16 protein-coding genes are annotated in these 19,736 nt (G+C 72.2%); 15 read left to right on the top strand and 1 reads right to left on the bottom strand.

The annotated features are described in order from the left end of the window. The first annotated feature begins 25 nt into the window (after positions 1 to 25). Positions 26 to 955, top strand: a complete 930-nt coding sequence (locus AB0R04_RS04395) for a hypothetical protein (RefSeq protein ID WP_363368119.1) — start codon at positions 26 to 28, stop codon at positions 953 to 955. A gap of 53 nt (positions 956 to 1,008) precedes the next feature. Further along, positions 1,009 to 1,236 carry a hypothetical protein gene (locus AB0R04_RS04390; RefSeq protein WP_363368117.1) on the top strand — a complete coding sequence of 76 codons (228 nt, stop codon included), beginning with the start codon at positions 1,009 to 1,011 and terminating at the stop codon, positions 1,234 to 1,236. Positions 1,237 to 1,242: 6 nt separating this feature from the next. Here AB0R04_RS04390 and AB0R04_RS04385 read toward each other — a convergent pair whose 3' ends face one another. Further along, positions 1,243 to 2,166 (bottom strand): RNA polymerase sigma-70 factor, encoded by a 924-nt coding sequence (locus AB0R04_RS04385; protein WP_363368115.1) that lies wholly within the window; start codon positions 2,164 to 2,166, stop codon positions 1,243 to 1,245. A 152-nt stretch (positions 2,167 to 2,318) separates the two neighbouring features. On the opposite strand from AB0R04_RS04385, the gene AB0R04_RS04380 reads away from it, so the two are divergent. The 13 genes from AB0R04_RS04380 to AB0R04_RS04320 all read left to right on the top strand — a co-directional run bounded on the left by AB0R04_RS04380 (position 2,319) and on the right by AB0R04_RS04320 (position 19,717). Continuing rightward, positions 2,319 to 2,792 (top strand): carboxymuconolactone decarboxylase family protein, encoded by a 474-nt coding sequence (locus AB0R04_RS04380; RefSeq protein ID WP_363368114.1) that lies wholly within the window; start codon positions 2,319 to 2,321, stop codon positions 2,790 to 2,792. 250 nt (positions 2,793 to 3,042) lie between these two features. After that, positions 3,043 to 3,831: a response regulator transcription factor gene (locus tag AB0R04_RS04375; RefSeq protein WP_363368112.1), complete on the top strand. Its 789-nt coding sequence runs from the start codon at positions 3,043 to 3,045 to the stop codon at positions 3,829 to 3,831. 132 nt (positions 3,832 to 3,963) lie between these two features. Then, positions 3,964 to 5,460, top strand: coding sequence for a HAMP domain-containing sensor histidine kinase (locus AB0R04_RS04370; protein WP_363368110.1), 1,497 nt, complete (start codon positions 3,964 to 3,966; stop codon positions 5,458 to 5,460). A gap of 174 nt (positions 5,461 to 5,634) precedes the next feature. After that, positions 5,635 to 6,591 carry an LAETG motif-containing sortase-dependent surface protein gene (locus AB0R04_RS04365; RefSeq protein ID WP_363368108.1) on the top strand — a complete coding sequence of 319 codons (957 nt, stop codon included), beginning with the start codon at positions 5,635 to 5,637 and terminating at the stop codon, positions 6,589 to 6,591. 205 nt (positions 6,592 to 6,796) lie between these two features. After that, positions 6,797 to 7,375 carry a Uma2 family endonuclease gene (locus AB0R04_RS04360; RefSeq protein WP_363368106.1) on the top strand — a complete coding sequence of 193 codons (579 nt, stop codon included), beginning with the start codon at positions 6,797 to 6,799 and terminating at the stop codon, positions 7,373 to 7,375. Continuing rightward, entirely contained in the window at positions 7,368 to 8,756 is a 1,389-nt protein-coding gene (locus AB0R04_RS04355) for an EF-hand domain-containing protein (RefSeq protein ID WP_363368104.1), read from the top strand. The genes AB0R04_RS04360 and AB0R04_RS04355 overlap by 8 nt, the downstream gene beginning before the upstream one ends. A gap of 459 nt (positions 8,757 to 9,215) precedes the next feature. Then, the gene (locus tag AB0R04_RS04350; protein ID WP_363368102.1) at positions 9,216 to 10,760 is read left to right on the top strand and encodes a cytochrome ubiquinol oxidase subunit I; all 1,545 of its coding nucleotides are present in this window, start codon (positions 9,216 to 9,218) and stop codon (positions 10,758 to 10,760) included. A gap of 19 nt (positions 10,761 to 10,779) precedes the next feature. After that, complete coding sequence (cydB, locus tag AB0R04_RS04345) at positions 10,780 to 11,805, top strand: cytochrome d ubiquinol oxidase subunit II (RefSeq protein WP_063348398.1); 1,026 nt, start codon at positions 10,780 to 10,782, stop codon at positions 11,803 to 11,805. Positions 11,806 to 11,809: 4 nt separating this feature from the next. Continuing rightward, positions 11,810 to 15,355 carry a thiol reductant ABC exporter subunit CydD gene (cydD, locus tag AB0R04_RS04340; protein ID WP_363368100.1) on the top strand — a complete coding sequence of 1,182 codons (3,546 nt, stop codon included), beginning with the start codon at positions 11,810 to 11,812 and terminating at the stop codon, positions 15,353 to 15,355. A 234-nt stretch (positions 15,356 to 15,589) separates the two neighbouring features. Further along, complete coding sequence (locus tag AB0R04_RS04335) at positions 15,590 to 17,257, top strand: GAF domain-containing protein (protein ID WP_363368369.1); 1,668 nt, start codon at positions 15,590 to 15,592, stop codon at positions 17,255 to 17,257. A 275-nt stretch (positions 17,258 to 17,532) separates the two neighbouring features. Continuing rightward, positions 17,533 to 17,964 carry a hypothetical protein gene (locus tag AB0R04_RS04330; RefSeq protein WP_363368098.1) on the top strand — a complete coding sequence of 144 codons (432 nt, stop codon included), beginning with the start codon at positions 17,533 to 17,535 and terminating at the stop codon, positions 17,962 to 17,964. Continuing rightward, complete coding sequence (locus AB0R04_RS04325) at positions 17,954 to 18,358, top strand: hypothetical protein (RefSeq protein ID WP_363368096.1); 405 nt, start codon at positions 17,954 to 17,956, stop codon at positions 18,356 to 18,358. The genes AB0R04_RS04330 and AB0R04_RS04325 overlap by 11 nt, the downstream gene beginning before the upstream one ends. Before the next feature lie 321 nt (positions 18,359 to 18,679). Then, positions 18,680 to 19,717, top strand: a complete 1,038-nt coding sequence (locus AB0R04_RS04320) for a substrate-binding domain-containing protein (RefSeq protein ID WP_063348393.1) — start codon at positions 18,680 to 18,682, stop codon at positions 19,715 to 19,717. The last annotated feature ends 19 nt before the right edge of the window (positions 19,718 to 19,736 follow it).

The following is a 19,736-nucleotide window of genomic DNA, read 5'->3' as shown; positions in this document are numbered from 1 at the left end:
CGGCGGGGCGGCCGATCGCTCGGAATTGGCACACCTGCTGGCCGCTCGGCGGTCCACGGCGGCGCTCGACCAGGCGCACCCGCACATGGCGTTCTCGCTGCTGCACTGGGTGTTGGACACCTGGGCCGACGAGGCGGCTCGTGAGGTCTTCCGCCAGGGGTCTGGGCTTCTGGCGGACCGGTACCGGGAGTTGGGTCTGAGACAGCTGTTACCGATCGACCGCGTGTGGGTCGGGGTGCGTTCGACTCAGCCCGATGCCTTCGGTGGATTCCACCACCCGAACCAGGGCTACCGACATATTCAGCTCGCGTCGGTGATCACGATGTACGGGAGGCTGAATGATCCGGGGTCGGCGTCACCCGAACTGGGTGCGCTCGATCTGCTGCGGTCGTACGCCCATGACTGCCTGCACTTCGGCTCGTTCCGGGAGTACCGGCTCCAGGGTGGGCAGGTGATCCGCAGCCGGTACGGGATCAACCGGCGTGACACGCAGGGCCAGGCGTACTCGGCGTTGGACAAGGACGACGCCGTCTCGACGCGGAATCTCGGCGTCATCATGGAGGGGGCCACCGACCGGGAGGCCCGGATGATCGCTGCGATGGTGGCCGACCGACTCGGCCTGGCCGAGCGCATCGCACTGCCCGACCAGCTGGCGTTCCGCGACACCACAGGACGGTTGAAGCCAAGCGACTTCGACCACTTCGAGCCTGGTGTGGCGACGCGCTTCCAGCTGGCCATGGCCGGATACGAGCGCGGCATCGGCGCGCGCTACCAGCGCTTTCTGGCCGAGATGGGTGGGGCCACCGCGGGCGCGCTGCACGAGCTCATAGTCGCCGCAATGATCAGCGGCGACCTGGCCCGCCTGACCAACTGGCTCGCCCGGCGGCACGGGCCCGGATCGTTCCCACGGATCTTCCGCTCGCCGGCCTACAAGGGGCCCGACCCCGGCGAGTAGACGGCTGGGCACCACCATCGCCATCTGTGACTACCTGGAAGGACCGACCGGGCATGACCAGCGTCCTCGATGAGCAACTCCTGCGGATCGGCTTGGCCTCGGAGATCGAGCGGGGGAGCGCGGTGCTGCCCTCGCGGGTGGTCGAGGGACCGCCCCGACGGCTCGTCGACCGTCGCCGTCAGCGGCCCCGTCGGGAATGGTTCACCGTCGAGACGGGGCCTGAGGGGCAGTTCGTGGGCTACACGGGGCCGGACGGATCTTCGATCCGGTGGAAGCTCTGAGGAGGGTCACTTCGGCTTCACCAGGGCGATGTCGGAGACCGGGCCGAGGTGGGTGAGTTTGTCGGGGTTGGACACCGAGTGGACGGCTCGGATGGCGCCGTCGGCGATGTCGAGTTCCAGTACGCCGACGATGCGGCGCTCGGCGTCGTGGAGGACGGCGCCGGGGTGGCCGTTGACGGTGGCGGGGGTCAGTGTGACGCCGAGTCTGCGGTTGCGGCGGAGGCCGCCTATGAGGAGTTGGGCGACGCGGCGTAGGCCGGTTAGGGCCTTGCCGAGGGCGCGGGTCTTGCCGCCGCCGTCGCCGTGGAAGGCGACGTCGGGGGAGAGGAGGTGGAGCAGGGCGTCCAGGTCGCCGCCTTCGGTGGCTTCGAAGAATCTGCGGGCGAGTTCGTCGGCCTCGGCCTTGCGTGCCCGGGTGTCGACGGCCTGGGCCGAGGGGGCGAGGCGCTTGCGGGCGCGGGTGAGGATCTGGCGGCAGTTGGCCTCGGACTTGCCGACGGCGTCCGCGATCTCGGGGTAGCCGTACCCGAAGGCCTCGCGGAGCATGAACACCGCCCGCTCGGTCGGGGAGAGGGCTTCCAGCAGGATGAGGAACGCCATGGACAACGCGTCGGCCAGCTCGGCGTGTTCGGCGGGCCCCGGGCGGTCGGCGGTCACCACGACGGGTTCGGGCAGCCACTCGCCCACGTACGTCTCCCGGCGGACCCTCGCCGACGTCAGGTGGTTGATGCCCAGCCTGGTCACCGACGTGGTCAGGTACGCCTTGAGGTTGGTGATCGTGGTCCCGGCCCGGTCGGCCCGGGTCAGGCCGAGGAGGGCGTCCTGGACGATGTCCTCGGCGTCGCCGACGGAGCCCGTCATCCCGTAGGCGATGGAGAACAGCAGCGGTCGGTAGCCGGCCGCATCCGTCGCAACTGCCGATTCCGCCATGGAGCTCCTCCCCCGGTTCGCCGAGCAGGGTATCCGCAGGCTACCCAACGGCACGCCGAAGATGGTGATGCAGGTCACATCCACACCTGTCACGACTCGCCGGGGTGCCCTGTCTCAGAGGGCACCAGCGGACAACGACAAGGGAGCACACGATGGAAGCCCGACTGAACCCCTTCGCCAGCCAGACCATGTCCAAGTTCCTCAAGCACCTCATCGCGGCCAACAAGGTGATCGTGGACTCGACTCTGCCGTTCGCGACGCAGGAGATGGTGAAGCTGCGCGCCAGCCAGATCAACGGCTGCGGCTACTGCGTCGACATGCACTTCAAGGACGCCGTGCACGCCGGGGAGGAGGCGACCCGCCTCAACCTGGTCGCGGCCTGGCGGGAGGCGACGGTGTTCACGGACGCCGAGCGCGCCGCCCTGGAGCTGGCGGAGCAGGGCACCCGCCTGGCCGATGCGGCGGGCGGGGTCACGGACGAGGCCTGGGCGAACGCCGTGAAGTACTACGACGAGGAGCAGCTCGCGGCCCTGGTGTCCCTCATCGCGATCATCAACGCCTTCAACCGCGGCAACGTGATCACCCGGATGCCCGCCGGCGGGTACCGGCCCGGTCAGCACGCCTGACCGGAGCACCTTCCGTGGCCGGGGAGTGGCCTCCCCGGCCGCGGGCGTCGGGTTCTCGGGCGTCGGGTTCTCGGCCGTCGGCGCTTCCGGGGCGTTACCGTCCGTGCGCATACCACCCAGCCTGTGCTGGGGGCCTTGTGCTTAAAAAACCGACCGATAAGGTGTTAATCCAACATTCATCGATGCCGCATAGCCTCCGGGGGCTAGCCTCATGCTGAACGCCATCGTCCGACCAGGAGGCGAAAGCCCCGTGCAAGGCACAGTCACCACACCAGGCGGGTCCACGGTGGCCGGCGGCCCTGGCGAGGCCTTCCTCCTCGTCGTCGACGACGAACCCAACATCCGCGAGCTGCTCGCCGCCTCGCTGCGCTTCTCCGGTTTCCGGGTCGCCTCCGCCGCCAGCGGCACCGAGGCCCTCGACCTGATAGCCGTCGAACGCCCCGACCTCGTCGTCCTCGACGTGATGCTCCCGGACCTCGACGGCTTCACCGTCGTCGAGAAGCTGCGCGAGCGGACCAACCGCGGCCAGATCGCCGGGCCCGTGCACGGCCACCCCGGCGACCACCTCCCGGTGCTCTTCCTCACCGCCAAGGACGGCGTCGGCGACAAGGTCCAGGGCCTCGCCGCGGGCGCCGACGACTACGTCACCAAGCCGTTCAGCCTGGAGGAGCTGATCGCCCGGATCCGCGCCATCCTGCGCCGCTCCGGCGGGCCCGCCGAGGACGGCCGGCTCATCGTCGCCGACCTCAGCCTCGACCCGGTCGCCCACGAGGTCACCCGGGCCGGCATCCCCGTCGCGCTCTCCCCGACCGAGTTCAAGCTGCTGCACTACCTGATGGCCAACGTCGGCCGGGTGGTCTCCAAGGCGCAGATCCTCGACCACGTCTGGGCCTACGACTTCGGCGGCGACCTCTCCATCGTCGAGTCGTACATCTCCTACCTGCGCCGCAAGCTCGACTCCGGCCCGGCCCACGGCCCCAAGCTGATCCACACCGTGCGCGGCATCGGCTACGCGCTGCGCCGCCCCCCGCAGGGCTGACCGGTCCGCTTCGTGTCCGCCCGGCTCTCCGCCCGGCTGTCGGTGTTCCGGCGGCCGCTCTCCCGGCTGCCCCTGCCCCGGCGGCCGCTCTCCCGGCTGTCAAAGCTGTCGGGGCTGTCAAAGCTGTCAAGGTTGTCCCGGCTGTCCCTGCGCGCCCGGCTGCTGGTGCTCGCGCTGGTGCTGGTCACCACCGGGCTGGTGGTCAGCGACGCCGTCGTCCTCGGCACCGTCCGGGTACAGCTGGTCGACCAACTCGACGAGCAGCTCCAGCGGTACGGGCTGCCGCTGTCCCACAAGGGCCCGGTCCGGGTCGGCACCCCGGAGGCCGGGCGCCCCGCCGTCACCGGCAAACGCAGCACCCTGCCCAGCCAGTACCTGGTCCAGTACCTCTCCTCGGACGGCAAGGTGCAGGCCGTCATGCGCCAGCCCGTCTCCGACAGCGACCCGGCGCCCCAACTGGCCGGCCTCGACCCGACCCGCACCGAGCCCGACGTCCCCTTCGACCTGCCCGACCAGCGCGGCCACTACAACTGGCGGGTGCTCGTGCTGCCGATCCAGACCCCCCGGGCCCCGGCCGCCGCCAGCCCCAGCGACTACGCCTCGCCCGCCGTCACCGCGACCTACGTCATGGTGGCCGTCTCCCGCGCGGACATCGACGCCACCGTCGGCAAGCTGCGTAGCTCCTTCCTCGCGATCGGCGGCGCCGTCCTGGTGCTGATCGCCGCGCTCGGGTTCTTCGCCGTCCGCGCCGGGCTGCGGCCACTGCGCCGGATCGAGGCCGGCGCCGCCCGGATCGCCGACGGCGAACTCTCCCACCGGATGCCGGAACTCTCCCCCGGCACCGAGGTCGGGCGGCTCTCCATCGCGCTCAACGGCATGCTCACCCAGATCGAGGCCGCCTTCGCCGCCCGCGCCGAATCCGAGGCCCGGATGCGGCGGTTCGTCGCCGACGCCTCGCACGAACTGCGCACCCCGCTCGCCGGGATCCGCGGCTTCACCGAGCTCTACCGGATGGGCGCGCTGCCCACCGACGGGGACGTCAAACGGACCATGACCCGGATCGAGAGCGAGGCCGTCCGGATGGGCGCCCTGGTCGAGGACCTGCTGGTGCTCGCCCGGCTCGACGAGGAACGCCCGCTCGACCTCGCCCCGATGGACCTGCGCACCCTCGCCGCGGACGCGCTGCACGACCTCACCGCCCTCGACCCGACCCGGCCCGTCTCCCTCACCGGCCCGTCCGGCACCGGCGCCCCCGGTGCGGCCCCCGTCCTCGGCGACGAGGCCCGGCTGCGGCAGGTGGTCACCAACCTGGTCGGCAACGCGGTCAAGCACACCCCGCCCGGCACCCCGGTGCGAATCGGGGTCGGCGGCGCGGGCGGCGTCTGCCTGCTGGAGGTCGCCGACGCCGGGCCGGGGCTCACCGACGGCCAGGCCCAGCGGGTCTTCGACCGCTTCTACCGGGTCGACGCCTCCCGCAGCCGGCACGGCGGCGGCGGCGCCGGACTCGGCCTCGCCATCGCCACCGCGCTCACCCACGCGCACGGCGGCACCCTCACCCTGGACACCGCCCCCGGCGCCGGCGCCACGTTCCGGGTCGAACTGCCCACCAACGGTGACCGGACTTCCTGACGGCATTGTCGACACGTCAATTCCCTTGCTGACCAGGCAATGGAAGGACGTTTTCGTTGCCGGAACACGGCATGGAGCGTAAAGAATCCGTGTGCCTATGATCAACGCTGTCGGGGCGTCAATAACGGCCCGGCACACGGCTTTTGCTTTCTTTCCGACCCGAAAGGGGTCATTGTGAAACTCCGCCGTACGCTGGTCTCGGCCGCCCTCGTCGCTGCCGTGATCTCGCCCGCAGCCATGCTCTCCGCAGCACCCGCCTTCGCGGAGTCGGCTTCGACGGCGCAGACCCAGAACGACACCGGCTCGATCGCGGAGCTGGAGAAGGCCGCCGCCAGCGCGGCCAAGGCCCACCAGGCCGCCGTCGCCGCCGAGGCCGCCGGGCAGGCCGAGACCACGGCCTTCATGAACAACCCGCAGCCCTACCTCGGCAAGCTCCAGGAGGCCCAGGCCGCCGCCAAGACGGCCGCCGCGGCCCACGAGAAGACCTACAACGAAGCCGTGGAGGCCTCCGCCGCGTACCGCTCCGCGAAGCCGGAGGAACTGGAAGCGGCCAGGGTGCGGATGCTGGCGGCGTTCGACGCGGCCAACGCCGCCACCGACGCGGACACCAACGCCAAGGCCGCCGCGACCGCCGCCGGCACGGCGCTGGACGACGCCAAGGTCGCGGCGATGCGCAAGCTCCACGGGCTGCAGGAGGCCACCAAGACCGCGGCCGCCGCCCAGGCCACCGCGGACAAGGCCCTCGCCGACGCCAAGGCCGCCGCCGAGAAGCCGGTCGACAAGCCCGCCGACAAGCCGAGCGACAAGCCGAGCGAGAAGCCGGTCGAGCAGCCCGCCCCGGCCCCGGCGGAGCAGCCGGCCCAGCAGCCCGCCGCCGTCACCCCGGTCTCGGACACCACCGCGACCACCACCACCAACGGCACCGGCACCAAGGCGACCACCGCGAGCACCCAGGCCAAGTCGACGACCGCCGCCACGGCCAAGGCGACCACCGGTTCGACCACCGAGCTCGCCGAGACCGGTTCCAACCCGGCCACCCCGTACCTGGCGCTCGGTTCCGGCCTGGCCCTCAGCCTGGGTGCGGCGGCCCTCTACGTCTCCCGCCGCAAGCCGGCCCGCTCCTCCTCCTGATCCACCCGGTTCGCGCCCGCTCGGGAGGAGGGCGCGGACCCCACAGCACCCCGAACCGCAGGGCAGGCCCCCTCCCGGCCCGCCCTGCGGTTTCGCGTTTCCGGGCCCGAAACGCCCCGATCGGGTGAACGGCGGGAGTTCACCCGACCGGCCCCCCGGTCGTGTGCGACGGTCCAGGTGCTCACTCACGCACCGGGAGATCGCTATGGACCCTGATCAGAGGTTGTGGAAGGCCTGGAAGGCCATGGCCGTCCCGGAGATCGCACGCGCAGAGATCGACGAAGACAGCATCACCATCTCGGTCATCGGTGACCTCCGCCATGCAGCGGTGGGAGGTGGCCTCAGGAAGGCGCTGACGAAGCACCTGCGTGGGACGGGGTACACGGCGACGCAAGGCCGGTATGTGACCGCCGGTTTGAAGGCGATGAAACCTGACCTCGCCGTGGCACCGGACGACACGAAGGCGACCGAACACCCGGAGGGTGTGGGGCTGTTGGCGTCCGGGATTCCCCTTGTCGCCGAGGTCGTGTGGCCCGACTGCTACGAACGCCGTGACCAGGAGTTCAAGCCGCGCGCCTACGCTTCCGCAGACATTCCGGTGTACGCGATCATCGATGACTACGATCACGGCGGTACCGTGACCGTACTTTCCCGTCCCGATCCCGAACGCCGTGCCTACGCCTCCTCGACCCGGATCCCGTACGGCGAGGAGGCCGTGATCCCCGAGGGCCCCGCGAAGGGGTTCGTGATCGGGCCGGAGATCACCGGTGAGCGCCGTGGCTGATCCCGTGGCTGGTCCTGGGGTGTCGTTCCGGCGGGATCTGTCCGAGTGGCGGGTCGCGCTGGTCGCGTGGCGGTTGCTGGTGTTGCAGGCGGCGGATCCGGTGGTGGGGGCCGGGATGGCCGAGCACTCGACGTACCAGGCGCATCCGTGGCGGCGGGTGGAGCACACGTTGGGGAGCGGGCGGCGGCTGTTCTACCAGGACGGGGAGGCGCTGCGGCGGGAGGTCGCGCGGCTGGACCGGGCGCACAAGCGGATCCGCGGGACGGCGCCGGACGGGCGGGCGTACGACGCCGAGGACGCGGCGACCCGGGCGTGGGTGCTGCTGACGCTGTTCGAGTGCGTGGTCGCGATGCGGCGGCTGGGCGGGGATCCGTACGACGCCGGTCAACTGGAGGCGGCGTACCGGGAGTTCACCGGATCGGTGGCGGCCTTCGGGCTGCCTGAGGGCGAACTTCCCGCCAGCGCCGCCGAGTTGCCCGCGTACTTCGCCCGGGCGGCGCGCGAGCGGCTGGAGTTCACCGAGGCGACCCGCTACCTGCTGGAGGACATGCTGCGCGGGGCGCCGCGGCCGCGCCGGCTGTGGTTCCTCGGGGACGCCGGGTGGCGGGTGCTGCGGGTGGTGGTGGCGCGGGCGATCACGGCGCTGACGGTGGCGGATCTGCCGCCGGCGGTGCGGGAGCGGTTCGGGCTGGTGCGGACGCGGCGGGCCGCGCTGCTGTCCTGGCTGCTGCACCGGGGCGCCGGCGCGGTCGCCCCGCTGCTGCCGGACCGGGTGCGCTACCGCTCTCCGGACCAGGGCGGTGCTCCGGCCCGGTGGCGTCCGCCGCGCAGGGACCCGCGCCGGGACGCGCGCGGCTCCCGGGTGGACCGGTTCTTCCGTGAGGTGCTGGACCAGACCGGCGACGGCTTCCTCACCGTCCACGACCTGCGGGCGATGGCGCACAACGTGTGCTGGCAGCTGGAGTTGGACGAGGCCGCCGAGGCGCGGGTGTACCAGGCCTTCGACGGCTGGTGGGAGCAGCTGCGCGCGGCGATGGACGCGAACGGCGACGGCAAGGTGAGCCGGGAGGAGTTCGTGGCGGCCACCGTCGCGGGCTGCGACCGGGATCCGGCCTATCTGGAGCAGGGGCTGCTGCCCGCGCTGCGGGCCGTGTTCACTGCCGCGGACACCGACGGCAGCGGCTTCCTGGAGGCGGACGAGTACCGGGCGGTGTTCGGCGGCCCGCGCGTTCATCCGGCCGAACTGTCGCACGGGTTCCGCCAGTTGGATGTGGACGGGGACGGCCGGATCACCGTGGAGGAGTTCCTGCACGGCTTCACCGAGTTCTTCACCGCCCGCGCCGACTCCACCCCGGGCACCCAGCTCCTCGGCCGGGCGTAGCCCGTAGCCAAAGGGTGTAGCGGAGAAACGAGGACGGGACCAGGGGCCGCTGGTCCCTTCAGGCGCCCACGTCGTCCGCGACGGCGTGGGCGCCGTCGTGTCAAGCGCCGGATCGGCCAAGACCGCTCCGCCGGCTGCCCGGCCGTTCGTTGTCAGGGCCGTGGGCGGCTCCGCAGACTGTCCCCACCGCCACTGCGTTCACCACTGCACCGCCGCCGCACGGTCACACCCGGCCACACGCGGCCACGCCCCGCTACGTACGGCTACGCACCGTTCCGAAGGTGTCAACCCCACCCCGCCTGCGATTCCTTCGTAAGGATGATGGATACTGCTCCTTGTGAACGTGTTCACGTTCACAAGCGGACAAGCTTGCGTAGTTGGGCAGCGGTCTACAGCTATAGATGAAGTTTGTCCGAAACATGCCCTTCAACAGGGCCGGTCGGTTGGAGAGAGGGCGACGTGGAGCTGGCAATCGCTCACGAGACCATCGCGCGATGGCAATTCGGCATCACCACCGTTTACCACTTCCTCTTCGTCCCGCTCACCATCAGCCTCGCCGCCATCGTGGCCGGGCTGGAGACCGCCTGGGTGAGGACGAACAAGGAGAAGTACTTCCACGCCACGAAGTTCTGGGGGAAGCTTTTCCTGATCAACATCGCGATGGGCGTGGTCACCGGCATCGTCCAGGAATTCCAGTTCGGCATGAACTGGTCCGACTACTCCCGTTTCGTCGGCGACGTCTTCGGCGCCCCGCTCGCGATGGAGGCGTTGATCGCCTTCTTCTTCGAGTCCACCTTCATCGGCCTGTGGATCTTCGGCTGGGACAAGCTGCCGAAGAAGATCCACTGCGCCTGCATGTGGATGGTCGCCCTGGGCACCGTGCTCTCCGCCTACTTCATCCTGGCGGCCAACTCCTGGATGCAGCACCCGGTCGGCTACTCGATCGACCCGGCCACCGGCAAGGCCCAGCTCACCGACATCGCCAAGGTGCTGTTCCAGAACACCACCCTCACCGTGGTGGCGCACACCCTGACCGCCGCCTTCCTCACCGGCGCGGCCTTCATGGTCGGCATCGCCTCCTTCCACCTCTGGAAGGCCAAGCGCAAGCCGGAGAGCGCCGACCCCAAGAAGACCGCCGTGATGCGCACTTCGCTGCGGCTCGGCCTGGTCCTCGCCGTGGTCTTCGGCGCCGGCACCGCGCTCAGCGGCGACTCGCTCGCCAAGGTCATGTTCGAGCAGCAGCCGATGAAGATGGCCGCCGCCGAGGCCCTGTGGGACACCCAGTCGCCCGCGCCGTTCTCGATCTTCGCGGTCGGCGACGTCAGCAAGGGCCACAACTCGGTCGAGCTGGAGATCCCCGGGATACTCTCCTTCCTCGCCCACAGCGACTTCAACTCCTCCGTCCCCGGCATCAACGACACCGCGGCCGCCGAGGCCGCCAAGTACGGCGGCGACCCCAAGGACTACATCCCGAGCATCTTCGTCACCTACTGGGGCTTCCGCCTCATGATCGGTTTCGGGATGACCTCCTTCGTGGCCGGCCTGATCGGGCTCTGGACCACCCGGCGCAAGAAGTTCCTGCGCCCCGAGTTCCGCACCGGCGAGACCGAGGTGCCCCGGCTGATGCTCACCCCCGGGCGGGAGATGGGTCCGTTCCTCACCAAGTGGAGCTGGCGGATCGGCATCCTGACCATGGGATTCCCGCTGATCGCCAACAGCTTCGGCTGGATCTTCACCGAGATGGGCCGCCAGCCCTGGGCCGTCTTCGGCCTGATGACCACGGCGAGCGCGGTCTCCCCCAACGTGAGTGTCGGCACCCAGATCGGCGCCCTCACCACCTTCACCCTGCTGTACGCGATCCTCGCCGTCGTCGAGGTCCGGCTGCTGGTGAAGTACGCCAAGGCCGGTCCGGTGGTGACCGAGCAGCCCCCCGCCAAGGACCCGACCCTGCGCGGACCGTCCTCGGACGACGACGCCGACAAGCCTCTCGCCTTCGCCTACTGAGGACCACAGGGGATCTGACATGCAACTCCACGACGTCTGGTTCGTACTGATCGCGGTCCTGTGGATCGGCTACTTCTTCCTGGAGGGCTTCGACTTCGGGATCGGCATCCTCACCAAGCCGCTCGCCCGCAACACCGCCGAACGGCGCGTCCTGATCAACACCATCGGCCCGGTCTGGGACGGCAACGAGGTCTGGCTGCTGACCGCCGGCGGCGCCACCTTCGCGGCCTTCCCGGACTGGTACGCGACCTTGTTCAGCGGCTTCTACATCCCGCTGCTGATCATCCTGGTCTGCCTCATCGTGCGCGGCGTGGCCTTCGAGTACCGGGCCAAGCGCGACGACGCGCGCTGGCAGCGCAACTGGGAGGAGGCCATCTTCTGGACCTCGCTGCTCCCGGCCTTCCTGTGGGGCGTGGCCTTCGCCAACATCGTGCGCGGCGTCGACATCGACGCGCAGAAGAACTACGTCGGCACCTTCTGGGACCTGCTCAACCCGTACGCCATCCTCGGCGGCCTGGTGACGCTCAGCCTGTTCACCTTCCACGGCGCGGTGTTCGCGGCGCTCAAGACGGTCGGCGACATCCGCGACCGGGCCCGGGCCACCGCCCTGCGGGTGGGCGTGGTGGCGGCGGTGCTGGCGCTGGCCTTCCTGCTCTGGACGCAGGCCGACAACGGCAACGGCCGCAGCCTGGCCGCCCTGATCATCGCCGTGCTGGCCCTGGTCGGTGCTCTGGCGGCCAACCAACTCGGCCGCGAGGGCTGGGCGTTCATCCTCTCCGGGGCGACCATCGTGGCCGCCGTCGCGATGCTCTTCCTGGCGCTCTTCCCGAACGTCATGCCCTCCACCCTCAACGACGGCTGGAGCCTGACCGTCAGCAACGCGGCCTCCTCGCCGTACACGCTGAAGCTGATGACCATCGTGGCCGCGGTGTTCACCCCGCTCGTGCTGCTCTACCAGGGCTGGACGTACTGGGTGTTCCGCAAGCGCATCGGCGTCCAGCACATCCCCGGGCACAACCCGGCCGCCGCGCTCGACCAGGCCTGACGCCGTGAAGCCGGTCGACCCCCGACTCCTCGGGTACGCCCGCACCACCCGTGCCTTCCTCGCCGGATCCGTGCTCCTCGGCGGGGCGGGCGCGGCCCTGGTGGTCGCCCAGGCGAGTCTGATCGCCGAGATCGTCGTCCGCGCCTTCCAGCGCCAGGCGACCCTCGGCGAACTGACCACGCCGCTGCTGCTGCTCGCCCTGACGGCCGTCGGGCGCGGGCTGGTCGGCTGGCTCACCGAACTCACCGCGCATCGGTCCGTCGCCCGGGTGAAGTCCACCCTGCGGCGCCGGCTGCTCGACCACGCCACCGCGCTCGGCCCGGCCTACCTGGCGGGCCGGCGCACCGGCGAACTCACCACCCTCGCCACCCGCGGCGTCGACGCGCTGGACGACTACTTCGCCCGCTACCTGCCGCAGTTGGCGCTCGCCGTCGTCGTCCCGGTGATCGTGCTGCTGCGGATCGTCGGCGCCGACTTCACCTCGGCCGCGATCATCGCCGGGACGCTCCCGCTGATCCCGCTGTTCATGGTGCTGATCGGGATGGCCACCCAGAGCCGGATGGACCGGCAGTGGGGCACCCTGGCCCGGCTCTCGCACCACTTCCTCGATGTGGTGGCCGGACTGCCCACCCTCAAGGTGTTCAACCGGGCCCGCGCCCAGGCCGCCACCATCGCCCGGATCACCGCCGACTACCGCCGCGCCACCCTGCGCACCCTGCGGATCGCCTTCATCTCCTCCTTCGCGCTGGAACTGCTCTCCACCCTGTCGGTCGCACTGGTCGCGGTCACCGTCGGATTCCGGCTGGTGGACGGCACGCTCGACCTGGAGACCGGGCTGCTGATCCTGATCCTCGCCCCCGAGGTGTACTTCCCGATCCGCCAGGTCGGCGCGCTCTACCACTCCAGCGTGGAGGGCCTGACCGCCGCCGACGAGATCTTCCAGGTGCTGGAGACCCCGCTGCCCGCCGCCGGCACGGTGCCCGCACCCGCCCTCACCGGGGCCGTCGTCGCCGTCTCCGACCTGGTCGTACGCCACCCCGGCCGGACCGAGCCCGCCCTGGACGGCGCCGCGCTGACCCTGCGCCCGGGCACCACCACCGCCCTCACCGGCCCGAGCGGGGCCGGCAAGTCCACCCTGCTCGCCGTCCTGCTCGGCCTCGTCGCCCCGGACGCCGGCACCGTCCGGATCACCGCCGCCGACGGGCGCACCCACGACCTGGCCGCACTGGAACCGGCGAGCTGGCGGCGGCAGATCGCCTGGGTGCCGCAGCACCCGCACCTGTTCGCCGGGACGGTCGCCGACAACCTGCGGCTCTACCGCCCGGAGGCCACCGACGAGCAGCTGTGGACGGCGCTGCGGGCCGCGCACGCGCTCGACTTCGTGACCAGGCTGGACGCCCCGCTCGGCGAGGACGGCGCCGGGCTCTCCGCCGGGCAGCGCCAGCGGCTCGCGCTCGCCCGCGTCCTGCTCGCCGACGACCGGCCGCTGGTCCTCCTCGACGAGCCGACCGCCAACCTGGACGGCGCCTCCGAGGCCGCCGTCGTGGACGCCGTCCGGACGCTCGCCGAGGACCCGGCGCGCACCGTGCTGATCGTCGCCCACCGGCCGGCGCTGCTGGCCGTCGCCGACCAGCGGGTCCGGCTGGCGGGGGCGCCCGCCCCGGCCGCGGCTGCCGGCCCGGCTGCGACTGCGGCCTCCGCTGCGGTCGGGCGGCCCGCGCACAGCGGGCGGCCGACGCCCGCCCCCGCCACGGCGCAGGACGAGCCCGAAGCCGACGCCGCCACCCCGAGGCTGGCGCTGTCCGTCCTGCTAGGCGCGCTCGCCCTCGGCTGCGCCGTCGCGCTGATGGCCACCTCCGGCTACCTGATCTCCCGGGCCTCCGAGATGCCGCCGGTGCTCTACCTGATGATGGCCGTCACCTCGGTACGGGCCTTCGGCATCGGCCGCAGCGTCTTCCGCTACGCCGAACGGCTGGTCTCGCACGACGCCGTGCTGCGCACCCTCGGCACCCTGCGGGCTGCCGTCTACCGGCGGCTCACCGCGCTCGCCCCGGCCGGACTGCCCGCCTTCCGGCGCGGCGACCTGCTCTCCCGGCTGGTCGCCGACGTCGACGCGATCCAGGACCACCACCTGCGCTGGCGGCTGCCGGCCGCCGTGGCGGGCGTGGTCTCGCTGGCCGCGGCGGCGGCGATGGGCGCCTTCCTGCCCGCCGCCGGGGTCGTGCTCGGGATCGGGCTGCTGCTCGCGGGCGCGGTGGTGCCCGCCCTGGCCGCCCGCTGGTCGGCCGGTGCCGAACGGCGGCAGGCCCCGGAGCGCGGGCGGCTCGCCACCACCGTCGTCGACGCCTTCACCGGCACCGCCGAACTCACCGTGGCCGGCGCGCTGCCCGGCCGGCTCGCCGCCGTCCACGGCGCCGACGCCGCGCTCACCCGGCTGGCCGCCCGCTCGGCGGCCACCACCGCGCTCGGCACCGGGCTGATCGCGCTGCTCACCGGGCTGACCGTGACCGCCGCGGCGGCCGTCGGCGTCCAGGGGGTGCACGGCGGCGCGCTGGCGCCGGTCTGCCTGGCCGTGGTCGTGCTCACCCCGCTGGCCGCGTTCGAGGCCGTCACCGGGATGCCGCTGGCCGTCCAGGCGCGCCAGCGCAGCCGGGCCGCGCGGGCCCGGCTGGACGAGGTGCTGGAGGCCGAGGCCGCCGTCCCGGAGCCGGCCGCGCCCGCCGCGCTGCCCGAACAGCCGCTGCCGGTCGCCGTGCGCGGACTGACCGTCCGGCACCCCGGGCAGGCCGCGGACGCGCTCACCGGCGTCGACCTCGACCTCGCGGCCGGCCGCCGGATCGCCGTGGTCGGCCCGTCCGGCTCCGGCAAGACCACGCTGGCCCAGGCGCTGCTGCGGTTCCTGGAGCCGAGCGCGGGCGGCGTCACCTTCGCCGACGGCCGCCCCCAGGCAGTGGACAGCCGCGCGCTCGCGGGCGAGGACGTCCGCCGGGTGATCGGACTGTGTGCCCAGGACGCCCACGTCTTCGACAGCTCGCTGCGGGAGAACCTGCGGCTGGCCCGGCCGGGCGCCACCGAGGACGACCTGCGCGCCGCGCTCGCCGCCGCCCGGCTGCTGGACTGGACGCTGACCCTGCCCGACGGCCTGGACACCATGGTCGGCGAGCACGGCGCCCGGCTCTCCGGCGGCCAGCGGCAGCGCCTCGCACTGGCCCGGGCCCTGCTCGCCGACTTCCCGGTGCTCGTCCTGGACGAGCCCGCCGAACACCTCGACCTGCCCACCGCCGACGCGCTCACCACCGACCTGCTGGCCGCCACCGAGGGCCGCACCACCGTGCTGATCACGCACCGGCTGGCCGGCCTGGACGACACCACCGTCGACGAGGTGCTGGTGCTGGACGGCGGCCGGGTCGCCGAGCGCGGCCGCTGGTCGGAGCTGATCGCGGACCGGGACGGGCGGCTGCACGCCATGTGGCGGCGGGAGCGGGAGGCGGACGGGCTGCTGGAGCGGGAGGCGGACGGGCTGGTGGAGCCGGTCGGGGCCACCCGTTAGGCCCGGTCGGGGCCGCCTGCCAGGCCCGGTCAGGGCGCGTTTCCCGAGCCGCGCCGTCCTTCGGATGAAAAGCGTACAAACTAGGCTTTCTGCATGGACCCCACGCCAGAGCCCTCCGCCGCCGCGCCCGAGCCGACACCCCATCGGGTGCCGGAGATCGCCTCGCTCGGGCTGGACACCCTGGTCACCGAGGTCGCGGAGCGGCTGCAGTCGGCCGCCGCGGTCACCGACCGGATGCAGCGGCTGCTGGAGGCGGTGGTCTCGATCGGCGCCGGGCTCGACCTGCACGCCACCCTGCACCGGATCGCCACCGGCGCCGCCGAACTCGTCGACGCCCGGTACGCGGCCCTCGGTGTGATCGCCCCCGGCCGCACCGGTCTGGCCGACTTCATCCACGTCGGCGTCGACGACGAGACCGCCGCCGAGATCGGCGAACTGCCCGCCGGACGCGGCATCCTCGGCGCGCTGATCGACCGCCCCGAGCCGCTGCGGCTCGCCGACCTCGGCGCCGACCCGCGCTCCTCCGGATTCCCGCCGCACCACCCGGAGATGAAGACCTTCCTCGGCGAGCCGATCCGGGTCCGCGACGAGGTCTTCGGCAACCTCTACCTCACCGAGAAGAAGGGCGGCGGCGCCTTCACCCCCGAGGACGAACAGGTGGTGCACGCGCTCGCCGCGGCGGCCGGCGTCGCCATCGAGAACTCCCGGCTGTACGAGGAGGGGCGGCGCCGGGAACGCTGGATCGCCGGCGCCTCCGCCGTCACCACGGCGCTGCTCTCCACCGACCAGGCCGAGACCGCGCTCACCGTCGCGGCCGAGCAGGTCCGGGAGCTGGCGGACGCCGCGCTCGGCATGATCCTGCTCCCGACCGAACCGGCGGAGGACGGCGACGGGCAGATGCGGGTCGCCCACGCCTCCGGCGAGGCCGCCGAGTTCGTCCGGGGCGAGCTGCTGCCCAGGAAGAGCTTCGCGGCCCGGCTGCTCGCCGGGGAGAGCGTCTACCTGGACGACATGTCCAGCGACCCGACCGTGGAGATCCGGCTCGCCCGCGCCTTCGGCCCGTCCATGGCCGTCCCGATGGTCGCCGCCGGGCGGGTGCTCGGCGGGCTCTGCGTCTGGCGCCCGCGCGGCGCCCTGCCGTTCACCGACACCGAGAAGCAGCTCGCCGAGACCTTCGCCTCGCAGGCCGCGCTGGCCCTGCGGCTCGCCGAGGGCCAGCGCGACCAGCAGCGCCTGGCCGTCTTCCAGGACCGCGACCGGATCGCCCGCGACCTGCACGACCTGGTGATCCAGCGGCTGTTCGCCACCGGGATGATGCTGGAGAGCGCGGCCCGGCGGTCCGTGGTGCCCGAGGTGAAGGTCGGCATCGGCAAGGCGGTGGACGAGCTGGACGCCACCATCCAGGAGGTCCGCACCACCATCTACGCCCTCCAGCACGACAACCACGGCGACGCGCCGGACACCCTGCGCACCCGGGTGCTGCGGGAGGCCAGCCAGGCCGCGGCCGCGCTCGGCTTCAAGCCCTCGGTGAGCTTCGTCGGGCCGGTGGAGAGCCTGGTCGAGGAGAAGAACGGCCGCCAACTGCTCGCCGCGCTCAGGGAGATGCTCTCCAACACGGCCCGGCACGCGCGGGCCTCCCGGGTCGGCGTCGAGATCGACGCGACCGCCCACCTGGACGACACCGGCCGGCCGGTGAGCGGCGACCCGGAGTCGCTGGACCGGGGCGGGCGCCCGGGCGTGCTGCTGACGGTGACCGACGACGGCGTCGGCATCCCGGCGGGCGGGCGCCGCAGCGGCCTGCTCAACCTGACCCGGCGGGCCGAGGCGCTCGGCGGCGCCGCCTGGCACGAGGCCGGGCCGTACGGGAAGGGCACCAGGGTCCGCTGGACGGCCCGGCTCTGAACCCGGCCCGATCCTCCTCGGCGGTTGGCCGGTGAAAGTTAAACGAGGGAGAACTTCCCGACCAACAGCGCAAGTTGTGAACGTTCTGGGCTTTCCGTGGGTCCGTGTGCACACATAGCTTTGCACCGGTCTCGGAGGGGTAACCGGACGGGGGAGCAGTGGACGCGTCTGGCCGCGGGAACACCGCAGCAGGGGCAAGTCGAGGCGGGTTCAGGACGGAGCGCGCCCCGGACGGGCGGTACCGCTGGCAGCTGAAGGCGCCGAACGGCCGGGTGGTGGCCATCACCGCCGCCATGTTCGAGACGCCCGGCGAGGCCGAGCGCGGCTTCGACGGATTACGCGTCGGGGCCGCCGAACTCACCGCGCGGATCACCCACGTCCGGGACGGCATCGGCTGGATCTGGGTCGTCCCCGGGTCGCGCAGCCTGCCCGAGGTGCGCTCCAGCCGCGCGTACGAGCGGTACGCGACCTGCCAGAACGCCTTCCGGCGCTTCGTCGTGCTGCTGGCCAAACAGCCCGCGCGGGACCTGCCCGTTCGTGAGCTGCCCGCGCGTGAGCTGCCCGCTCGGGACCGGCCCGCTCGCGACCAGTCCGTTCGTGAGCGGCCCGCTCGGGAGCGGCCGGTTCGAGACCTGCCGGGCCGTGAACTTCCGGGCCGTGAACTTCCCCGGAACACCGTCTCGTTGAGACGCCCCGATGGCCGCTGAGGGGCGCGGCCCCCGTCTGCTGATCGTCCCCGCACCCGAACGCTGCCTGGGCTGGGCGCTGCGCGCCGCCAACGGGCGGCCGCTCGGCATGGGTGTGCGCACCTACCGCAGCGAGGAGGAACTCGCCGAGGCGGTCCGGGTGTTGCTGATCGAGCGGGCGGCCCTGCGATGTTCGGTGGCCCAGTCCGAGGGCCGGCAGTGGGTGTGGTCCGCCTACCTGCCGGTGCGCAGCACCCGGCGGACGGCGATCGAGCCCGCGCCGGTGGCGCGCAGCGCCCGCGGCTACCTGCGGCGCGACCAGTGCCAGGCCGGCGCCGAGGGCTTCCTGTCCGGACTCCAGTGGGTGGGGCAGGAGTTGCGGCGGGGCGGTCGGGACGGCCGCTGGCCGCTGTGAGGCGGCCGGGGCCCACGTGCAGTTCCGGTGAAGCGCAGGTTTCCGGCAACACCCCGAGTCGCCACCTGGAGAAGAACGTCACCGGCCTCCGACCACCCCCTTTCCCCTCCGCCGCGCCCGCGCTGACCAGTCGCTAAACCTCGTCGAACCGATGAGTCGACAATCCCGACCCGCCCTCGACCTCCCTTCCGGCGGAACCACCGGGCCGGACAGGATCTGCACTGCCGGAGCGGCCGCAGCGGACGCGGCCACCGGCCCCGGGCTCCCAACCAGAGCACGGGTCCACGCGATGGACGTCTCTCCCACCGGAGGAAGAGAAACATGCGTAAGACCGCTGCCAAGCTGCTCACCATTGCCGCCCTGGCGACCTCCCTGGCCACCGTCGCCAGCGGCACCGCCCTGGCCGACCCGGCGTCGCTCCCGGCCGCCAAGGACATCGTGGGCGTCGGCTCCGACACCACCCAGGCCGTCCTGAACCAGTTCTCGGCGGACTACAACGCCACCATTCCGAGCAGCAACACCACCACCCCGCGCCTGTACAGCTGGGACGCGACCGGCACCTCGCCGATCACCACCAAGACCGGCGCCACCTCCATCGCCCGCCCGAACGGCTCCGGCGCCGGCATCACCGCGCTGAAGAACAACACCAGCGCCACCGTGGACTTCGCCCGCTCCTCGCGCGGCCCGGCGTCGACCGACCCGAACACCTTCGACTTCGTGGCGTACGCCACGGACGCGGTGTCCTGGGCGGCCCAGAACGGCGGCAACGCGCCGGCCAACCTGACCACGCAGAACCTCAAGGACATCTACACCTGCAACGTCACCACCTGGGACCAGATCGACCCCAGCCTGCCCAGCACCACCATCAAGCCGTTCCTGCCGCAGTCCGGCTCCGGCACCCGCTCCTTCTTCCTCTCCACCATCGGCGTCTCGGCCTTCGGCCTCTGCGTCACCGAGGGCGTGCAGGAGAACGAGGGCAGCGACGCCCAGCTGAACGACCCCGACGCGCTGGTCCCCTACTCCGTCGCCCACTACGTCGGCCAGGTGTACTACGGCAAGGGCAGCGGCGCCGACGTCCAGGGCCCGCTGACCATCCGCAACGTGAACGGCGTCGCCCCGGTCGACACCGTCAACAAGGTGATCACCAACGCCTTCGCCGGTACCTCCTACGCCCGCAGCGTCTACAACGTGGTCCGTCACTCCGACTGGATCGCCACCGACACCCACGGCACCGCGCTGCGCGCCATCTTCGGCACCAGCGGCTGGGTCTGCACCAACGCCACCGCGTCCGCCGACCTGAAGAGCTTCGGCTTCCTGCCGCTGCCGGCCGGCGCCTGCGGCAGCGTCACCCACTCCTGATCCACCCCGCACCATCCGG

This window comes from Kitasatospora sp. NPDC056731 (assembly GCF_040687675.1).
Lineage (GTDB): Bacteria > Actinomycetota > Actinomycetes > Streptomycetales > Streptomycetaceae > Kitasatospora.
Note: the sequence above shows the minus strand (reverse complement) of the source record. Positions and strands in the feature narration are given on the sequence as shown.